This window comes from Candidatus Chloroploca mongolica, from assembly GCF_004762035.2.
GTDB lineage: Bacteria > Chloroflexota > Chloroflexia > Chloroflexales > Chloroflexaceae > Chloroploca > Chloroploca mongolica.
The window spans coordinates 82,824-101,202 of sequence record NZ_SIJK02000021.1 but is presented as its reverse complement, the minus strand read 5'-3'; the positions used below and the strand labels follow the sequence as shown (position 1 = coordinate 101,202).

Sequence of the window (18,379 nt, the reverse complement as noted above, 5' to 3'; positions counted from 1 at the left end):
GCGGCCGCCATCGACCGCCTCTTGTTCCGGGCCTGACTTTGCATCAGCCCTGGTGCCTGCGGGCTGAAGGCCCCAAAAGCTTGGTGTGTGTGATACAATATAAAAAGCAATGCATACGTTCACGATATGGTGGAGAAGAGCCTATGGACGCCTTGATGGGTAACGCCGCTGTGCAGCATGTGCTGCAGACCACTGTTGAGCGTCTGGGAAACGTCCAGGGCTTTAGGCGCCACAGTTATGTGTATACACCAGGCCAACCCGCGCACGCGCTCTACTTTGTGCAGAGCGGGCAGGTGAGTCTGCAATTATTGTCCAACGAAGGCCGGATCTTGACGCTTAAAGTGGTTGAGCCAGGTCAGTTTTTTGGGCACAGTGCGCTCGATGGTAGCGGCTCGTATGATACGTATGCGCAGGCGCTCTTGCCTGTACGTGTCGTTGCGGTACAGTCCGCCACGCTCCGTGGATCTGTGGCTACAACCCCCGGCCTGGCGAGTGCCTTGATTGATATGCTCGGCCAACACCGGCTGGCGGTCAGCCGCCGGATTGATGAAGTGGCCTTCAAATCGGTGCCCGCCCGGCTCGCATCGGTCTTGCTTGAGATGTCAGGCGACCAACCCGAATCCAACCAGCCACGCCAACGCGTGCCACGCCGCACCCATCAGCAACTTGCCGAGATGATCAACGCCTACCGCGAAACCGTCACCAAAGTGATCAACCAGTTTCGCGATGCCCACCTCCTCGATATTGATCGCTCGGGCATTACCCTGCTTAACCTTTCACGCCTCCGCGAACTCTCGCAAAGTTAACCGACGTTCCCCATAGATCGCAGAAGGCCAGCAAAGCTGGCCTTCTGCGATCTATGCACCACCTCTACTTGCGCAGCAAATAGATCCCCACTGCTACCAGCGACGCTGGAAAAACAATCCAGGTGAAGCCGGGCCAGATGATCTGCAAAATGATAAATACCCCGAGCCCCAGCAGCATGTAGCCGAGCATCCGGTTGCCCGGGGTGGCTGGCTGACTCTCATGGTGCGGCCTGCCACCGCCGACATTGTTGATCGGCACTTCTTGTTCAGGCCCGCCGGTCTCCCCAGTCATCGCATCAACACGCAGACGCTGCGTTTTGCCTGTTGCCACAAAGACCTGGCTCACTCCCGCGCCCTCGGCTGGTTCTTGCGGCATAATCAGCCAGAGCAAAGGGTAGAGCAGGAACGCAGGGCCACTGAGGGCCAGCAAGACGAAAATCAAGCGGACAATGGCCGTATCTATGATGAGATAACGGGCGATCCCGGCGGCCACGCCAGCGATCATCCGATCATTGCGACTGCGCATCAAGCGGGTTGTCGTATTCATTGTTGTTCCTTCCGTCACTACCTTCCGTTCACTTGTCAATGAGACGGTGCGCAGCGGGGAATAGTTGCAACAAGGTGGAGATGATGCGCCTTTGCGTCAACCCTTACGGCTGAGGCAGACCAAGTTTGCGCCGACGGGCGGCGATCTGTTTCATATGCTGACGCCGGACAACCAGTTTGCCCCAGAGCTGGATCAGTTGCACGCCGGTACGCCAAAGACGCGGAAAGTTGAAGAACTGGCTCTGCCCATAGGTGCGGTGGTAATGATGCACCGGTACCTCGGCAAAGCGGTATCCCGCGTCCTGTAGCTTCTTGACGAGCTCGAGACAAATTGTGCCACTGTCCGACTCAAGTTCGACCACATCAAAGACGCCACGCCGGATCAGCCGGAAGTCGCAGTCAACATCGCGTAACTTGAAGCCAAAGAGCAACTTGACCGTATGATGGTAGACACGCCCGATGATTTTGCGGTGCAATGGGTCAGAACGATCGATTTTCCAGCCATTGACGATATCAATTTCGTCATGCATGGCGGCAAGCAGTAGGCGTAGCTCACGGGGGTCATACTGGGCATCACCGTCGGTGTAGAAGATCAGATCCTTGGTGGCACTGGCAAAGCCGACCCGCAAGGCCCCGCCATAGCCGAGCGGTTGACGATGGGTAAAGACCCGGAGGCGCGGGTAGTGAGCAGCGAGTGACTCGAGCACCTGTACGGTATAATCGGTGCTGCCATTCTCGACCACAATCACTTCGTAATCGTCAGTCAGATCCTCTAAAGTCTCGATGACACTGATCACCATACTGCCAATGGTGCCTGCATCGTTGAAAGCCGGAAAGAAAGCCGTAATGCTGGGCCGCTCGGTCATGCTGCTATCCTTAAAACTCGCGGGCTTTTGCCACGCGGCGATTATAGCATAGGTACTCGCTACGATATGTTATCATGAAGTCTCAGAAGGTGGGTAGGTGCGTTCTTGGCGCGCGTGTCTATGGGAGTGCGGACTTCAGTCGGCTGAGCCGGAAGCCGACTGAAGTCCGCACTACCGGATTAATTTCTTGCAGACCAATTAGCCGGCTAAAGCCGACACGCCTCTATAGATATAAATGAGGAGGAACCAATGTGGGTGTCTGGACGTATCTGATTATCGGCGTGATCCTGTTTGAGGTCTGGTATCTGGTGGCGTTTTTATATGCGTATCGCCAGATTGGTGAGCGTTTGCTGTTGTTGCCTGCGCTACAGGCCTTGCTGATGCTGCTTGCCTTTGCGTACCTGGCCGTAGCCTCGGTCGTTGGCTTTGATATCAATATGGTTGTCTTCATCGCGTTGCTCGTCACCGCGATGCTGATCTCGCTCTTCTGGCGACGCAATCCCAATGGCCTGACCCGGTTTATCAAGAGCTATCCGCGTGGCACGCTTGATGTGCTCGGCTTTCGCCAGCCGTCGCTTGACCTCAAGCGCCGTGTTCGCACCAAATAAAACGTCGCTCTCCTGCGATGATATCTCATCTACAAGGCCTTGTCAGACCATCACGATACGGTACCATAGACGTATCAGTCGGTACGCTGAAACCAGCACGGTTTTCAGGCATGGTATGAGGAGATAACGCAATGAGTTGTACGCAACACGAGAACCATCCGCATGTGCATAGCGAGCATTGCGGCCATGTACGGGTACGCCACGAGGGTCACGTTGATTATCTGCACGATGGGCATCTGCATCATACCCACGCGAGCCATTACGATGAGCATGTGATTGCGGTGAGTGCAACCAATCCTGATGGCTGCGCCCCCATTGCCTGCGCATGTGGTCATGTCGGCTGTGGGCATCCGCTGGTGCCGCACGGCGACCATTTCGACTATCTCGTTGACGGGCGTCTGCACCACGTCCACGGCGACCATTGCGATGATCACGGCCCCCTTGAAGTCGTTGCCTAACTTTTTTAAGTAAGCGAGGCGACCAGCGAAGCTGGTCGCCTCGCTTACTTTTATCCTCGTTGCAACCCTTGCAAGGCGTCGCTGGCGGTGAGCCAGCCGCGGCCGGGGAAGATGCGGGCGATTTGCGGGGCGAAGAGCGGTGAGTTGCCGAGCACGTTCCACGGGGGGCCGTCGGCAATCAGGCCGCCTTGGCCGAGAATCAGCACGCGGTCGGCAATCTCGGCGACAAATTCGACATCGTGTGAGACGACGATGATCGCGGTGCCTTCCCGACTCCATTGGCGCAAGAGGCCGCCGAGCATGGCTTTGGCTTCGTAGTCGAGCCCCCGCGTTGGTTCGTCAAGCAGTAACCCTCCCGGTCGCGTGATGCTGATCGCCCCCAGGGCGACCCGCTGCCGTTCGCCGATGCTCAGGTCGCGTGGGTAGCGCTCGCGTCGTTCGCTTAGCCCCAGTTGCGCAAGCAGTTCGTCAATGAGCGCTTCGTTCACCGGCAGGCGGTGGTTGCGCAGCGTGGTGCGCAGTTCGTCGGCGACGGTGTCGGCAAAGAGCATGCTTTCTGGTTCCTGGGGCAGGCAGGCAAGCTCGCGGCTGATCGCGGCAACATCGCGCCCGGCAATGGAATGCCCTGCAATGCGGATCTCGCCTCGCCGTGGCCGCAAGAGGCCGATCATGCATTTGAGCAGGGTGCTTTTGCCGATGCCATTGCGCCCCATGAGCAGGGTGATTTCGCCCGCCGCAATGGTGAGATCCAGGTTGCGCAAGACCGGTGTGGTGCCGTAGCCTGCTTCGAGGCTACGTATTTCCAGATATGGGCGTTGCTGTCTGGTGGGGCCTGTTGCACTGGCCCGCCCCGCCTCCCCGGTCTTCCCCACAGCTATTGCATCCTGTTGGGCCAACCCTTGCCTCGTGGCAAAGGGACGCGCCTCTTTCACACTCAGGGGCAGGGGTTGCCACCCGGCGGCACGCGCTACGGTGATCAGCGGCGGGCAGAGCGGACTATTCGCCAAGATCTCACGTGGGTGGCCGCTGACTACGCGCCCGGCCCGATCAAGCGCCACAACCAGATCGACCATCGGCAAGACGCGTTCGGAGCGGTGCTCGGCGAGCACGATCGTCAGCCCCAGGTCGTGATTGAGCCGCACCAGCGCTTGCAAGACGTCGTCCGCCGATTGTGGGTCAAGCTGGCTCGTTGGTTCATCGAGCACGAGCACCTCTGGTTGCAACGCGAGTGTTGCGGCAATTGCCACGCGCTGGCGTTCGCCTCCCGAGAGCGTCGTCAGCAACCGGTCGCGTAGCGGTGCGAGATCGAGCAGGTCAAGCACCTCTTCGACCCTGATGCGCAGTTGCTCGCGTGGCACCGCGGCATGTTCCAGCGCAAAGGCGATCTCGTCTTCGACCCGCTCCAGCACAAATTGCGCCTCGGGGCTTTGAAAGACCATGCCGACATGGCGACTCATTACCCGTGGCCCGAGGGCAATGGGATCATAGGCGGCGATCCGCACGCTGCCCGCAACCTCGCCGCCACTGAAGTGAGGCACGAGCCCGTTTAGACAGCGGAGCAGCGTTGATTTGCCGCTGCCCGACGGGCCGATCACCAGCGTAAAGCTCCCGGCAGGCAGCGCCAGGCTCACCTGGTCGAGACAGACCTGCGGCTGGTCAGGGTAGCGATAGCTCAGTTGTGCAAACTCAATCATGGTAGATAATGGTCGCCCAGGCGTACCGCCACAGGCATCAGCAGCCCCATCAGGGCGAGGGCGAGCAGCGGCTCGAAGATTGGCATTTGCAAGGTCGGGTAGGGCGTGTAGGCGAGACTCGCTCGCCCCGGCCAGGGTGCCAGCACGGCGATCAGGGTCAGGCCGGCCCCAAGCAACACCATCATATCACGGATGCCCCGGCGATAGACGCGGTAGCGCGTGCGCGGGGCTTGCTGGCCCGACTCACGCAGTGCCCAAAGGATCAGGCCAGTGCCAATGAGCAGGGTCAGACTTGCCGCCACGACTTGCCCCCAGGCAAACTGCAAGAGCAGCCCGGCAAAGAGCGCGGCCAGTCCGCCGACGAGCATCATTCTGACCTGATTGGAGGGCGGATCGGCGGCGAAGCCTCGCGCCGCCATTGCTTCGGCGAGTTGCAAGGCTCGTTCGAGCCCGCCGATGAGCAGCGGCAAGAGCAGCGGCAGCCCGTCGCGCCAGACGCGCACCTGATGCCCGCGGAGTTGCTGGGCTTCACGGACTTGCCCGGCGAGCCGGATCGTCAGCGGGACATAGGTGACGGCGACGCTCATCACGACGGCCAGCGGATAAAAGGCGCGGGGCACGAGGCTGATCAGCGCACTGATCGGCATCGCGGTGCCAAATGCGCCAAATCCGGCCACCAGCGCACTGAGCACCAACCCGTTGATCATGCCAAAAACAACGGCTTCAAGCGTGATCGGCCCACCGATCAGCCACCACGATGCCGGCAGCGCCACCAGCACCGTATCGCCATAGCGGATCGTCGCGGCATTGAAGAGTGCCCCAAACGAAACCGCGATCACCGCAAAGAAGATCGGATCAAGCGGCGTCGCCCGCCCCGTCGGACGTTCGGTTTCGGCCACGAGGGTTAGCCCGAAGAGCAGGAGCAGCAAATAGAGCGGATTCCGCGTGAGCGACACCGTCAGCAGCGTCGTACCAAGCCAGATCGTCCAGGTGACCGGATGCACCAGCAGCAGCGAGCGCGGCGTCACAGCCCCTCACTCAGCGGTACGTGCCGCAACACAAACGCAAAGCGGCGCTGGAACCGGCGCAAGACGCGCAGAATTGGCCCGCCAAAGGCCGCAATGAGCAGGCCATTGCCGAGACTCCCTGCGACATCCCAGAGCAGCGACGTCGCAAGGTAGAAGGTCAGATAGCGGCGCACCGTCTCGATAAAGCCGATGCCCGTCTGCCAGTATTGCTCCACCGGGCCGCTCGCAAAAGGCCAGAACCAGAGGTTCATGATTGCCCCATACCCAAACCCCCAGAGTGCCCCAAAGACGGCGAGCACCAGCACCTCGCGGTAGCGCCCGACGCCCCCAAGCAACTGGATTGGCCCCCGACAGAGCGGTGCCGTCAGACCGACCCAGCCCGCCGTCAGCATCTGAAAGGGCAGCCACGGGCCAACGCCGCCGGTGATCAGCGCCGAAACGAGCAGCGTCATCGTACCCATCAAAAAGCCAAACGAGCCACCAAAGAGATAGCCAGTGAGGATGATCAGGACGAAGATCGGTGAAAAGCCGCCGGGCAACGGTAGCGCAACATCAATGAAGCGCAGGATCGCATTCATCGCCACGAGCACCCCGAGCAACGCCACGAGCAACGCATGCTCGGCGGCGCGCTGCGCCTCTAGCAACAGCGCCAGAAAGCTCAGGCCCACCAGGGTCGTCAGGATCACCGGGGCTGTGCCAGCGTGCGCCCCCCCGACCCCGCCGGTCGCCACCGTCGGCAACCAGAAGGGATAGAGAAAAGCAATGATCCCGATCACCGTCGTGAACCCAATGATCATTCCGCTCATCAACCGGTCACGCATGTCAGACCATTTCAGATTGCAGATTTTGGCTTGCAGATTGCCGTGCATGGCGTTCCCATGCGCTCTGGCAGCAATAGCTCTATGCGGATTGCTCAATTTCAATTGCTATCACGTCCCTGGTTCACGGCGTGAACGTGCCACAACGAGTGCCCCGGCAAGTGTCATGCTCATCACCAGAAACCAGGTCAGGCCCTGGCGCTGATTGGTTGACGCTGGCGTCGGTGCGGGCGCCGCCGTTGGCGACGGCTCAGGCGTGGCGGTCGGGGTTGCCGTTGCCACCGGGATGGTTGTCGGTTCCTGGAACGTGATGGTCGGTCGCACCACTGTCGGTTCAGCCCCTGCCTGTTGCACCATCGGCAGCCAGACCGGAGCGGGCGAAGGAGTTATCAGGGCGATCAGGGCCATCGTCTGATCGGGCGTCTCTTCGGGCGTCGTTTCGTAGGCAGGATCGGGCTGCGTCGAGATCACTGCAGCCTCGCTCACTGGCGTTGGGGGTGCAATGGAGGGAACTTCAGGGAGACCAGGTGCGGGCGTTGCCGTGCTTGCGACGGTCGGCGAAGGTGGCGCTAGCGTCGGCGTTGGAGGCACGGGCGTTGATGTGGGTTGCGTGGTTGACGTGGCAGGCAGCGCCGTTGCGGTCACGGTCGTCGGCGAGGGTTGCGGCGTACTCGTTGCCACCGGCATGATCACCGGCGCATCGGTGGGCGGAGGTGGTGCAGCAGGCGCATCGGTTGGCTGAGGCGTGGCCGTCGCGGCGCTGGTCGCGGTTGGCGTTGCAGTCGCCGTGGGTGTCGCAGTCGCCGTGGGTGTCGCGGTCGCCGTGGGCGTTGCGGTCGCCGGTGGCACACAGATCTCTTCAAAAGGCACGGCAGGCGGTTCTACGCCAAGGCCAATGCCACCTGGCCCCCACGACCAGCCGTCAACATCGCCATCCCGCAGGATGCGCGAGCTCGAGCCCCCCTGTGAAAAGACCCAGTCGTTGTTATTCCATTGATAGTAAGCCCAGTAACGACACTGCTGGCCTGGGGCAAGCGTACACTGACAGAAACAGCCCTCGGCGGGATAATTGCAGCCTACCTGTTCGATCTTGCAGACAGCAGACCCAGCCCCTGGATCAAAGGCAACAATAGTAGTTAGCCCTGACGCACGTAACGCCTGTTCCCCCGTCATCTCCCCCGTTGCGCCAAGATTAACGCATGCCTTCTCGACCCTGCCATCGCCAAACCGCACGACGAGCCCCGCCTGCGCTGGGTTCTGCGCAACCGGGGCCGCCAGACTCGCCGGAATGGCAGGCACAAGCCCGCTCAACAAGGCAAGACAGCTTAACATAAGGATAGAGGCAATGAGTTTGAACAGGTAGCGCATCGTTGTTTCTGGCCTTCCACACGCGGAATGTTACGTTACCGTCTTTCGCGTTTCCGCCCCCCTCCCAACCTCCCCCCGCTTGGGGAAGGCGTCCGGCTCCCTCCCCCAGCGGGGGAGGGCTGGGGAGGGGGCGGACGGGCGTGAATGGTAACCCGTCACCGCAACACAAGCGGAAGATACATTGTCGCCGGTGGCACACAGATCTCTTCAAAAGGCACGGCAGGCGGTTCTACGCCAAGGCCAATGCCACCTGGCCCCCACGACCAGCCGTCAACATCGCCATCCCGCAGGATGCGCGAGCTCGAGCCCCCCTGTGAAAAGACCCAGTCGTTGTTATTCCATTGATAGTAAGCCCAGTAACGACACTGCTGGCCTGGGGCAAGCGTACACTGACAGAAACAGCCCTCGGCGGGATAATTGCAGCCTACCTGTTCGATCTTGCAGACAGCAGACCCAGCCCCTGGATCAAAGGCAACAATAGTAGTTAGCCCTGACGCACGTAACGCCTGTTCCCCCGTCATCTCCCCCGTTGCGCCAAGATTAACGCATGCCTTCTCGACCCTGCCATCGCCAAACCGCACGACGAGCCCCGCCTGCGCTGGGTTCTGCGCAACCGGGGCCGCCAGACTCGCCGGAATGGCAGGCACAAGCCCGCTCAACAAGGCAAGACAGCTTAACATAAGGATAGAGGCAATGAGTTTGAACAGGTAGCGCATCGTTGTTTCTGGCCTTCCACACGCGGAATGTTACGTTACCGTCTTTCGCGTTTCCGCCCCCCTCCCAACCTCCCCCCGCTTGGGGAAGGCGTCCGGCTCCCTCCCCCAGCGGGGGAGGGCTGGGGAGGGGGCGGACGGGCGTGAATGGTAACCCGTCACCGCAACACAAGCGGAAGATACGTTCGGAACGGCTCAACCGTTGTCACTGTCGTCAGGGTTGTGCTTACGGCATTGCCTGCCTGCACGCCATCGCTGTCGTTCACAATCGTGCGTAGTTCGTAGGTTCGCGGCATGGTTACGGGCAGCGTCGCGGTAAAGACGCCAGGTGCCCGCGTCAGCGTCGCTGTGAGCCATTCACTTGCCCCGGCGGCACGCCATTCGAGTTCAGCAGTAGCGTCACCATTGAGATCACCGCCAAAGGGGAGGCTGACGGCAATGCTGTTGCCCCAACGCCCTGTGGTTGGCCGCACGACCAGGCGGTCTGGATTGGGGCCGCGCAGAACCGGGACATACTGTGTCAGATCAGTTCCTGTCGGCAGCGGATAGCTGCGGGCGAGCAGCGCGGGCACAGCCTGCCACGTGGCAAAGGCATTCGACGTCCCCGGCGTAAAGAACGAACCCTCTTCCCAGGTGTAGGTCAGCGGGCCATCGGGCCGCTGATAGAGACCGAGCGCGTCGAAGGGGCTGCGTCCAGCTTTGCGCCAATCGCTGCGCAGATCTTCGCCAGCGGCGAGCAAGCCCTGGATAGCGTAGGCCGTCGAATTGGGATTATTCCAGCCACCGAGCGCATCCTGCTGGCTGCGCAGGAAGGCGACTGCCGCGGCAATGGCTGGATCATTTGGCGCGACCCCGGCGGCAACGAACGCCTGGATCACCAGGCCGGTGGTATCAACACTGCCCCACGAGCCATCTTCGGCATTCTGGCGCTGACGCAGGAAATCAATGGCCTCGTCGGGAATAGCTTCACCTGCCGCACGCAGGCCCAGGATGGCAAAGGCCTGACTGAGCGGGGTTGCCGCCCCGCTGCTAAAGCCACGTACAGCGGTGGTACTGTAGGCACCAGTAGGCTGGAGGGTTGCCTGAAGATCGGTGACGAGATTGAGCGTGACGCCAGGGCTGGCGGCAAAGGCGGTCGGATCTTCGCCTGCCGCAACAATGCCAAGCAGCGCCTTGCCCGTCGCAGCCGGGAAGAGATTGGTGCTGACATCGCCAGCGGTGGTGATCACACGGGTATAGGTCAAGACCTGATTGCGCAAGAAGGCGAGCGCCGACGCTCCACCGGGCTGGCTCACACTGTCGGGTGCAAAGCCTGCCGCGCTAACGGCCAAGATGACATCGAGCGTCGCCCCGACGTCGGGCGTTGTGCCAAACGAAGCCCATCCGCCACTGCTTGTCTGCGTTGTCTGCAACCAGGCAAGCGCACGCTCGGCCCGCTGGCGGCTACTAAAGATCGGCAGTGGCGCCTCGGCCAGCCCAGGGATCGCATTGGCCGTGCCAAGCGCATTGCCAAAACCGCCATCAGCCTGTTGCAGGGCCAGCAGCGCCGTCTGCGGATTGCCATTGGCCGCCTGCCAGCTCAAGGTCACCGGGAAGAAACCGGCGGCGGCGGCGGCTTGGATCACGGCAGCCGTCGAGTCGGCATTCGGCGTCCCATCGAAGCCCCAGCTCCCATCATCGATCTGGCTTGCGGCGAGAAAGCCGAGCGCATCCTGGATCACCGGCGCGGTCGGGGCAACGCCATTGGCAAGCAGCGCCTGGACAATCAACGCGGTCGTATCAACATCGCCCCCAAAACCAAAGCCCCAGCTTCCATCGGTATCTTGCAGATCAATCAGGTAGGTCAGCGCTTGCTCAGAAGGCAAAGCTTGCTGTGCTGCCGCCAGACCGAGCAGCGCATAGGCCTGATTCAGTGGGCCGGCGGCACCACTGGAAAAGCCGAGCGATGCCGTGCTGCTATACGCGCCCGTCGCAGGCTGGTAGGTTGCCGTCAGCGCGGCAACCAGATCGAGCGGCTGCGCGGTAGGATCCGTCCCGTAGGCCATCGGATTCGCGTCACCGGCCACCGCCGCGATAATCAGCATACCGAGACGACCGGGCAGCGGGCGCCCCTGGAGATCGTGCGTATAGCTATAGGCGCGGGTGGTCAAATAATCGTGGACGCTCTTGCCCTCGTCACTGAGCAGATAGTCACCAGGCAGGCGGGCTGCACCAAGCGCAAAGGCCACCCTAACACTCGTGAAATCATCGCTCTGGCCGGGGGTAAAGCCAACAAAACCGCCATCGTTGCGCTGGGCACCATCCAGATACACAAGCGCACGGGTGATCGGGGCCGTATCAAGAATGGGATAACTCGTCCGGGGTATCGCAAAAGCCGCGGGTGCAGCTACTGGGGCAACGGCAGGAACGCGGGCCGTAGCGACACCAACAAAACCAAGCAACGTACATACTGCCAGACCACAGGCCAGCACGAACAAACGAACCTGATGCATTGCCTACACTCCTCACACTACAAACAAACAGCGACCGCACGACAAAAGTGTCGGGCGGTCGCTGTGCATGTACCGGCAGGGCCACGATCGCGGGACCGGGGGGTTCTCCTACGGGTCAGTCATACTCGTCCGCCTTCCTCAGATTACGCGAAGGAAAGGTCAGCAAAGATAGCGGCGCTCGACCTGACTCTGCATCCTTTGAGGGAGGCATTACAGTTGCGCGACAGTGCCGGACTCACACCGGCTTCGGCTTTCACCCTGATTGTAAAACCAGAGGAACCGCTATCTGACTGGAATATATAATTGGAAAATGTCCCGCGTCGCACCTCTTTTGTGAAGCATATGCAACGCCGTGCTACTATAGCACCGGATTACCTCGGCGTCAACTTGCGCCGTTTCGCGCCTTTGCGTCAAAAAAACCTACCTATCCGCAAGGTAGAAGAAATCCAAGGGCCATATCTGGTAGAATGATTCCTGGAGTGCTTGCCCGGGGCGGCGTGAGCTCGCCCTTCGCAAGCGCAACTGGAGTTGTGGGACATCGCCCTATGTGCAGTGTCGATGAATCTGTATTGGGAGTTTTAGCATGAAGCTACGTTCTGATGGTGTGTTTCGTTCGTTACGTCTGTTCCTTTTCGTTGCTTTGTTGATGGGCATGGTCGGGATGGCAATAGGGGTTGCCTCGACCACGGCTGAGGAAGGAACCCTTTCGTCAGGTGGCTTGACCGCCTACCTCCCCTTTGCGGCCCTGCCGCAACCGCCCGCGCCGCCGCCTCCACCCCCGCCGCCTCCACCCCCGCCCCCATTCCCTGCGCGCCAGGTGACGATTCGCCCGGTACCGTTGTCCCAGGTGCAACGCGGCTCAACGCTGTCGGTTGAGTATCGCTTTCGTAACCAGAGCACTACTGATATGATTGCAAGCGACACCCTGCAACTGGTCTATCAGTCGCGCTTGCTTTCCTTTACGTCGGTAAGCCCAGCACCTGGGGATCGTTACCTTGCCCATGATGGCAGCACCGTGACCGTCGAAGTGCGGAATATCGCGCCCGGTGAAGAACGTCGCGGGCGGATCAATTTCTTTGTGCGCCGCGATGCGCCGTTGCAGTCACGGGTTGCCCTTTTTGCGGTCTTCCGCTGTACACCAGTCCAGACCTGTAACTCGAACCTGGCTGAAGTGGAAGTCCTTGCCAATGATGATGAGAGCACAACCGGCGGCATCTTTACCATGGGTGTTTCGCCGGATCGTGGCCCGATTGGGACGGCCCATGTCTTCCAGGGGTCACGCTTCCTGCCCGGCGAAGAGTTCCGCACCTGGCTCAATATGCCAGGTGGCGGGGTGATGCCCCTCTCAATCACTGGGAACGCCGATGCCCAGGGCAATATCCGCTTTACCTTTGGCTCGGGTGGGCTGACCCAGGCGGGCTTCTATAGCATGGTGGCCCACGGGATGAGCAGTTCGGTGCAGAATGTGGCCCCCTTCATTGTGCAGATCAATGGTCAGCCCGCGACGATGCCCGGGATGGCAGGCGGGGCTGAGTTGACGCTGCCCGTGAGTGCCTTTGAAATTCCTGCAACCCCTGTTCTCGCCGGCACGGGCGGTCTCGCCGGTACCGTGCGTGATGCAACGGGAACCGGGTTGGCCGGGATTGTCGTTGAAGTACTGGATAGCCAGGGTGACATCATCACCGTCACGCGCACTATTACTGATGGCGTCTATACCATTGCAACTGGCTTAGAGACGGGAACCTATACTGTCAAAGCGTTGCCCGGTGCAACAGGCGATCCGGCGTTGGCGCTGTTCGGCACGGTCAGCAGCGACCCGGTGCAGGTCACCGAGCCGAATTTGACGCCCGAGGTTAATCTCTTGCTGCCTGCGGTGGGTGCTTTGCGCGGAACCGTGACTGCCGATGGCGCGCCCGTGGGCGCTGTGCGGGTGACTGCGGTTGATGCTGATGAGAACTCGGTTGCCGGGACTCTCACCGACGAAACCGGTACCTACACCTTGGATAACGTACCGTCCGGCACCTACACGCTGCGCTTCGATCATCGGGCCATATCCACGAGTGGGGCTTTTGGTTCAACGACGCTGGCCGATGTGGCCGTGACGGCAGGTGCGATCAGTCCGGTTGCGCCCATCGCTCTGCCGGCTTCGACGCAAACCGGCACCATCCGTGGCACGGTCAAGGCCGCTGACAGTCAGGCCGGGCTTGGTGGGGTCATTGTTGTCCTGGCCCGCCTTGGGGCAAATGAGGCTGAATTCCCATTTGTCACCGTGACCCAGACCGATCCCGATGGTACCTATGTCAGCAAGCCACTCATCCCTGGTGCGTATCGCGTGCAGTTTGTGACCAGTTTTGCATCAGTGACTACCACCCTCGGCTATGGTGGGGCACTCTATGCAAGCAACCCTGTGACTGTCACCGAGGGCCTGCTGATCTCGAATGTTGATGCCGAACTGGTTGCCGGTGGCAGCATCACGGGAACGGTCAGCGGCGATGGCGCTGATGCGCTTGCCGGTGTTCTCGTCGTAGCTACAGATAGCAACAACATCATCCGTGGGCTGGCGCGCACCAATGCAACCGGTGGCTACCGTATGGGCGGGCTAGAGGCGGGCGAGTATACGCTGCGCTTCTTGGCGAGCCGATCACCCAATGCCGAGGTGCGTGCCTTCTTCAACAGCGCGCTCGATCCGCTTGTGCTTGGCGCAGGCGAAAACCTGAGCAACCGCGATATTACGTTGAATCGCGGCCATCAGATCATTGGCACGGTGACCGCCGCTGATACCGGCGCACCGCTGAGCCAGGTCATCGTGATCTTTGAAGATGACTTGACCGGCAGTGTCATCGGGGCGACCTTGACCGACGCAACGGGGGCCTTCAGTTCACCGGCCGTTGACGGTGGGCGCTACCGTGTCCGGTATGCCACACGGCTCTCGCCGGATGCAACGACGCAGCGCTATCAGAGCACCGATGGCGAAGCGTTCATCGTGCCGCGTTCACTGGGGACAAGCAGGCGTGATTTTGCGCTTGAGCTTGGTGGCGCAATCAGTGGCCGGGTCAGTGCCGTCGCTTCAGGCGAAGGCCTGGCTGGCGTCGCGGTGGTGGCACGGGTCAACGGCAACGCCGTCGGCAGTGTGGTCACTGACAATTTCGGCCAGTACGACCTGGCTGGCCTGCCGGCTGGTGAAGTGACGCTGGATGTCTACACCGAAGCGACGCCGCTGCTGACGGTTCGCCGTTACACGAGTGCCGTCGCCAGCGCAACCGTGACGGTCGTGATTGGTACCACGGTCGAACAAGATCTGCAACTGGATCTTGCGCCATAGCTTCTGATGGCTCGCGGATGCGCACAAAAACGGCCAGCTTTGCTGGCCGTTTTTGCGTGCATCCGTATAGATCCCTAGCCTGGTGCGCCTATCATCGACTCAGAGCGCCGTGCCAGGGCCGCATTCCGGGCCAGGAGCGTACCGCCAACGGCAAAGAGGAAGCTGAGCAGATAGATGAACCATCCCAGGAATGGCACCATGCCAAGCAACACAATGACGGTAACCCCCAGCATCAGGCTTGCCAGGCGGCTCGCATAGCGCCCCGTTGCCTGGAAGATGGCCTGCCCAAGCCAGAGACCCGTAACAAGTGGGCTGAGTGTCCAGATAAGCACGAGGGCACCGGTTAAAAAGAACCCAAACATGATCGCAGGCAGAGGCCCCCAGAAGAGCAGCAAGATGACACCGATCAGGGTTGAGAGCAAGGGCAAGCCTACGAGTAAGAGTGCGGCCACGAGGCCATAGAGCAGGGCTTTGCCAGGGCTCATCATAATGGCTCCGGCAGGTGTCGCCAGGGCCTGGGGCGCAAAACGCAACAGCAACCATGCGGCACCGGTAAAACCAAGCAGCACTAACAGCAAGCGCAGCGCCTGACTAAAGAGACTTGACCCACCACCAGTCGTCGCGCTCGTGGCCTCTGGTTCAAAGCGGATCTCGGCGGCGACCTGATCAGGGAGGCTGAGCTCTTCAGGCGCGGTATAGGTCAACTGACCAGTCACACGGGCGGTGTCGGCTACGTCCAACGCGCCCACGCTCAACTGCGCATTGCCCTCTACCGTGCCTGCGAGCACGGCGCTACCGGCTGCCACCAGAACATCATCGCCGACAGTGCCCTCAAGTTGCACCCCACCGGCAGCCACGATCACGCCGCCCCCAACCCGAGCATCGGATGCCACGACAAAGCCCTGCTGCACCGTTCGTCCACCGATAGGTGGGACAAAACCTGCGGGGCCATCGCCTCCACCTGCTGCAGCGAGCACGTGGTCACCGACCTCACCATGAATGATCACCCCGGCGGCACCGGCGCGCAGATCGTCACCCACAACGCCATTGATGCGCACCTCGCCCGCGAGCGCGAGCAGATCGCCTTCAACCCTCCCATTTACCTCAACGAGGCCGGCAAAGGCGACAAGATCGCCTTCAACCGTTCCATCAATATAGACCTCACCTGCGGTAACGATCAAATCAGAGGTCACGACCTGACCAGCCTCTAAGCGATAGACCTCGGTATTCGCCAGTTCAGCCGCGACCGCTGGGCGACTGATCAGCAAGGCCAGCCCACCGACGCAGAGCACGAGCAACCAGAACCTTGTCGTTGTCCGCATAGAAACTCCTTAGCGGCTGGCTGAAAAGAGTGTCAGCACCGTTCGCCACCACGTGGTGTGCCGTTGGAGTGCCGGCTTTAGCCGGCTAAAGTCGGCACTCCGGAGCAACCCGTCGACATTTCAGGCAGCCTGTTAGCACTTTTGTGTTGCTCATCGAAAAAGCCAGCTATGCTGGCTTTTTCGATGAGCGAAACACCGAATTGGAGGGCGACAGCCCTAATCAAGGTACCCACGCAACTTCTTGCCCAGATGGGGATGGCGCAGCTTACGCAGGGCCACCGCCTCGATCTGGCGAATGCGCTCACGGGTAATGCCAAACTCCACGCCAACCTCTTCGAGCGTGCGATAGCGGCCATCCTTCAGGCCATAGCGCAGTTGAATGATCTTGCGCTCGCGTTCGGGAAGTTTTTGCAGCACCTCTTCGATCTGCTCGCGCAGCATCGAAACGGCGGCGGCCTCAGAAGGTGTCGAGATGCGATCATCCTCAATGAAATCGCCCATCCGTCCTTCACCCTCCTGCCCAACCGGCATTTCGAGGGAGAGCGGATGCATACTTGCTTCGAGGGTACGGCGCACTTTGCCAGCGCTGATCCCCATTGCCTCAGCGATCTCTTCTGGTGTTGGCTCACGCTGCATCGACTGCTGGAGCTTGTGGCTCGTGCGTTTGACCTGGCTAATTGCCTCACCCATATGCACAGGGAGCCGGATCGTGCGACTCTGATCCGCAATAGCCCGCGTAATCGCCTGTCGGATCCACCATGTAGCATAGGTCGAGAACTTATGCCCCTTGGTATAATCAAACTTCTCGACGGCACGCATCAAGCCAATATTGCCCTCTTGCACCAGATCCATCATGGTCAGGCCATACGACGTGTATTTTTTCGCAATCGAAACAACCAGGCGGAGGTTGGCCTGGATCAAATGTTGCCGTGCCTCCTGGCCCTGGGCAAACGCGCGCTCAAGCAAGAGGCGCTCGCGACTGGTCGCATACTCTTCGCGTTCGAGGGCGACTTTCGCCGCATCGCCAGACTCCATCGCCTTGGCGAGTTGCACCTCTTGGGCCGCAGTCAACAGCGGTACCTGTCCAATCTCCTGAAGGTACATCCGGACAGGATCATCAAACGCGATGTCAGCCAGATCATGCAGGTCGCTGGCAGGTTCCTCATCACTGAGTTCGGTGATTTTTTCCAGATCGGCCGCCGACTCAATGACTTTAATGCCCTCAGCTTGCAATCTAGCGTAGAGTTGATCAACCTCTGCAACTTCAAATTCTGGTTGCGGATACGCTCCAAGGATCTCACTATACGTGAGATACCCACGACCCCGGGCTAGCTCTAACAGCCGCTCGATCATCAGACCCGACTCCTGTGTGGATAGTTTGTGCTGCGTTACCATCCTAATCTCCAGGAAACGCCTGACACCACTCGCCGTAACAAGTGCTGTCAACAGCAGTCGTATGTACTTGTATCATACACATGCTGTCAAGCCTTTCCTGCCAACTTGCGATATCAACGCTCACCCTGCGCAAGGAGAGACTCTTCAGCATAACACGATCATTATGGCGTCGCAATGCCAAAGAACGATGAAGGCCCGAGCGAGTTTATTACCCCACTCTGGCCCCTGTGCCATAGTATGACCTGCATTAGCATAAAGAGAGGGCCGAGCTGGGTAGCTCCAACCCCATCAGGATCACACAATCGAAGGGACGCGATCCTGGCACCCCGTTGATGTACTGGTTGCTACTATAGCACTATCGCATGGGGAAAGTCAACCCCCTTAGAGCGACCGTTATCGGGCGATTGCAGCTTTTGTCGTGGCCGTCAACGCGGCACCTACCGCTGAGGCAGACGGTTACCCCGCTTGCTTGCGTGCGGCTTCCTGGGCAGCGATGCGGCTAATGTGGGTCGCGAAGTCGCTATCTTCGCCTTCAAGCAGCAGCGGCAGCGTGGTACGAAATTCTTCGCGCCGACACCATTCACGCATGTAGCCCTCCCACGAGCGCCAGAGACGCTGCTGACGGGGGGGCATCTCCTCTTCGTAGACGAGAATGTAGGCTCGTTCAAAGAGCGAGACGAGGATGTCAAAGATGATCAGCCGTCGTTCCTGCTGATCGTCGCTCAGTGGCGGCGCTGTGCCGATCATGCGTAGGTGGAGATCGGGGTGCTCGAGAATGAGTTTTTGAAAGCGGACGTACTCATCAATCAGGGCGAGATAGACGGCTTCTTCGTCACGTTGTTCGGCCAGGCGCTGTTCGCGGAGATAGATCACAATGGCATAGGGTAGGCCAATAATGGTGACTATATAGCTCGCGATTTCGAGGATCGTCAGGAAGCTCACG

The 18,379-nt window shown here is 60.3% G+C and carries 15 protein-coding genes and 1 riboswitch; of the genes, 4 read left to right on the top strand and 11 right to left on the bottom strand.

Going from position 1 to position 18,379, the window contains the following annotated elements; all coding sequences use genetic code 11:
- The first annotated feature begins 143 nt into the window (after positions 1 to 143).
- Positions 144 to 806 carry a Crp/Fnr family transcriptional regulator gene (locus EYB53_RS13055; protein ID WP_135478611.1) on the top strand — a complete coding sequence of 221 codons (663 nt, stop codon included), beginning with the start codon at positions 144 to 146 and terminating at the stop codon, positions 804 to 806.
- 64 nt (positions 807 to 870) lie between these two features.
- On the opposite strand, the gene EYB53_RS13050 is transcribed toward EYB53_RS13055, so the two are convergent.
- A complete protein-coding gene (locus tag EYB53_RS13050) occupies positions 871 to 1,353 on the bottom strand; it encodes a PspC domain-containing protein (RefSeq protein ID WP_135478610.1) in 483 nt (160 codons plus the stop codon).
- Positions 1,354 to 1,456: 103 nt separating this feature from the next.
- The gene (locus EYB53_RS13045; protein ID WP_135478609.1) at positions 1,457 to 2,218 is read right to left on the bottom strand and encodes a glycosyltransferase family 2 protein; all 762 of its coding nucleotides are present in this window, start codon (positions 2,216 to 2,218) and stop codon (positions 1,457 to 1,459) included.
- A gap of 251 nt (positions 2,219 to 2,469) precedes the next feature.
- Between EYB53_RS13045 and EYB53_RS13040 the strand changes: the two genes are divergently transcribed.
- Both EYB53_RS13040 and EYB53_RS13035 read left to right on the top strand, forming a co-directional pair.
- Complete coding sequence (locus EYB53_RS13040) at positions 2,470 to 2,826, top strand: hypothetical protein (RefSeq protein WP_135478608.1); 357 nt, start codon at positions 2,470 to 2,472, stop codon at positions 2,824 to 2,826.
- Positions 2,827 to 2,957: 131 nt separating this feature from the next.
- On the top strand, positions 2,958 to 3,284 hold the full coding sequence (locus tag EYB53_RS13035) for a hypothetical protein (protein WP_135478607.1): 327 nt from the start codon (positions 2,958 to 2,960) through the stop codon (positions 3,282 to 3,284).
- A 50-nt stretch (positions 3,285 to 3,334) separates the two neighbouring features.
- Here the strand turns inward: EYB53_RS13035 and EYB53_RS13030 are convergent, their stop codons facing one another.
- The 6 genes from EYB53_RS13030 to EYB53_RS13005 form a co-directional block, all read right to left on the bottom strand.
- The gene (locus EYB53_RS13030; protein ID WP_135478606.1) at positions 3,335 to 4,978 is read right to left on the bottom strand and encodes an ABC transporter ATP-binding protein; all 1,644 of its coding nucleotides are present in this window, start codon (positions 4,976 to 4,978) and stop codon (positions 3,335 to 3,337) included.
- Positions 4,975 to 6,006: an energy-coupling factor transporter transmembrane component T gene (locus EYB53_RS13025; protein WP_135478605.1), complete on the bottom strand. Its 1,032-nt coding sequence runs from the start codon at positions 6,004 to 6,006 to the stop codon at positions 4,975 to 4,977. The genes EYB53_RS13030 and EYB53_RS13025 overlap by 4 nt, the downstream gene beginning before the upstream one ends.
- The gene (locus EYB53_RS13020) at positions 6,003 to 6,803 is read right to left on the bottom strand and encodes an ECF transporter S component (RefSeq protein ID WP_205712650.1); all 801 of its coding nucleotides are present in this window, start codon (positions 6,801 to 6,803) and stop codon (positions 6,003 to 6,005) included. Before EYB53_RS13020 ends, EYB53_RS13025 begins: the two co-directional genes overlap by 4 nt.
- Before the next feature lie 132 nt (positions 6,804 to 6,935).
- Positions 6,936 to 8,192, bottom strand: coding sequence for a hypothetical protein (locus EYB53_RS13015; RefSeq protein WP_167857386.1), 1,257 nt, complete (start codon positions 8,190 to 8,192; stop codon positions 6,936 to 6,938).
- Positions 8,193 to 8,347: 155 nt separating this feature from the next.
- A complete protein-coding gene (locus EYB53_RS13010; protein WP_135478601.1) occupies positions 8,348 to 8,908 on the bottom strand; it encodes an SCO2322-related protein in 561 nt (186 codons plus the stop codon).
- Between the two features lie 155 nt (positions 8,909 to 9,063).
- Entirely contained in the window at positions 9,064 to 11,397 is a 2,334-nt protein-coding gene (locus tag EYB53_RS13005; RefSeq protein ID WP_135478600.1) for a prenyltransferase/squalene oxidase repeat-containing protein, read from the bottom strand.
- Between the two features lie 156 nt (positions 11,398 to 11,553).
- Positions 11,554 to 11,696: riboswitch (cobalamin riboswitch) on the bottom strand.
- Between the two features lie 284 nt (positions 11,697 to 11,980).
- Here EYB53_RS13005 and EYB53_RS13000 point away from each other — a divergent pair.
- Positions 11,981 to 14,719 (top strand): MSCRAMM family protein, encoded by a 2,739-nt coding sequence (locus EYB53_RS13000; protein WP_167857385.1) that lies wholly within the window; start codon positions 11,981 to 11,983, stop codon positions 14,717 to 14,719.
- Positions 14,720 to 14,793: 74 nt separating this feature from the next.
- Here EYB53_RS13000 and EYB53_RS12995 read toward each other — a convergent pair whose 3' ends face one another.
- The 3 genes from EYB53_RS12995 to EYB53_RS12985 form a co-directional block, all read right to left on the bottom strand.
- A complete protein-coding gene (locus tag EYB53_RS12995; RefSeq protein ID WP_135478598.1) occupies positions 14,794 to 16,041 on the bottom strand; it encodes a bactofilin family protein in 1,248 nt (415 codons plus the stop codon).
- Positions 16,042 to 16,257: 216 nt separating this feature from the next.
- On the bottom strand, positions 16,258 to 17,394 hold the full coding sequence (gene rpoD / locus EYB53_RS12990) for an RNA polymerase sigma factor RpoD (RefSeq protein ID WP_135478597.1): 1,137 nt from the start codon (positions 17,392 to 17,394) through the stop codon (positions 16,258 to 16,260).
- Between the two features lie 498 nt (positions 17,395 to 17,892).
- Positions 17,893 to 18,378 (bottom strand): hypothetical protein, encoded by a 486-nt coding sequence (locus EYB53_RS12985; RefSeq protein WP_097653607.1) that lies wholly within the window; start codon positions 18,376 to 18,378, stop codon positions 17,893 to 17,895.
- Position 18,379 lies beyond the last annotated feature (1 nt).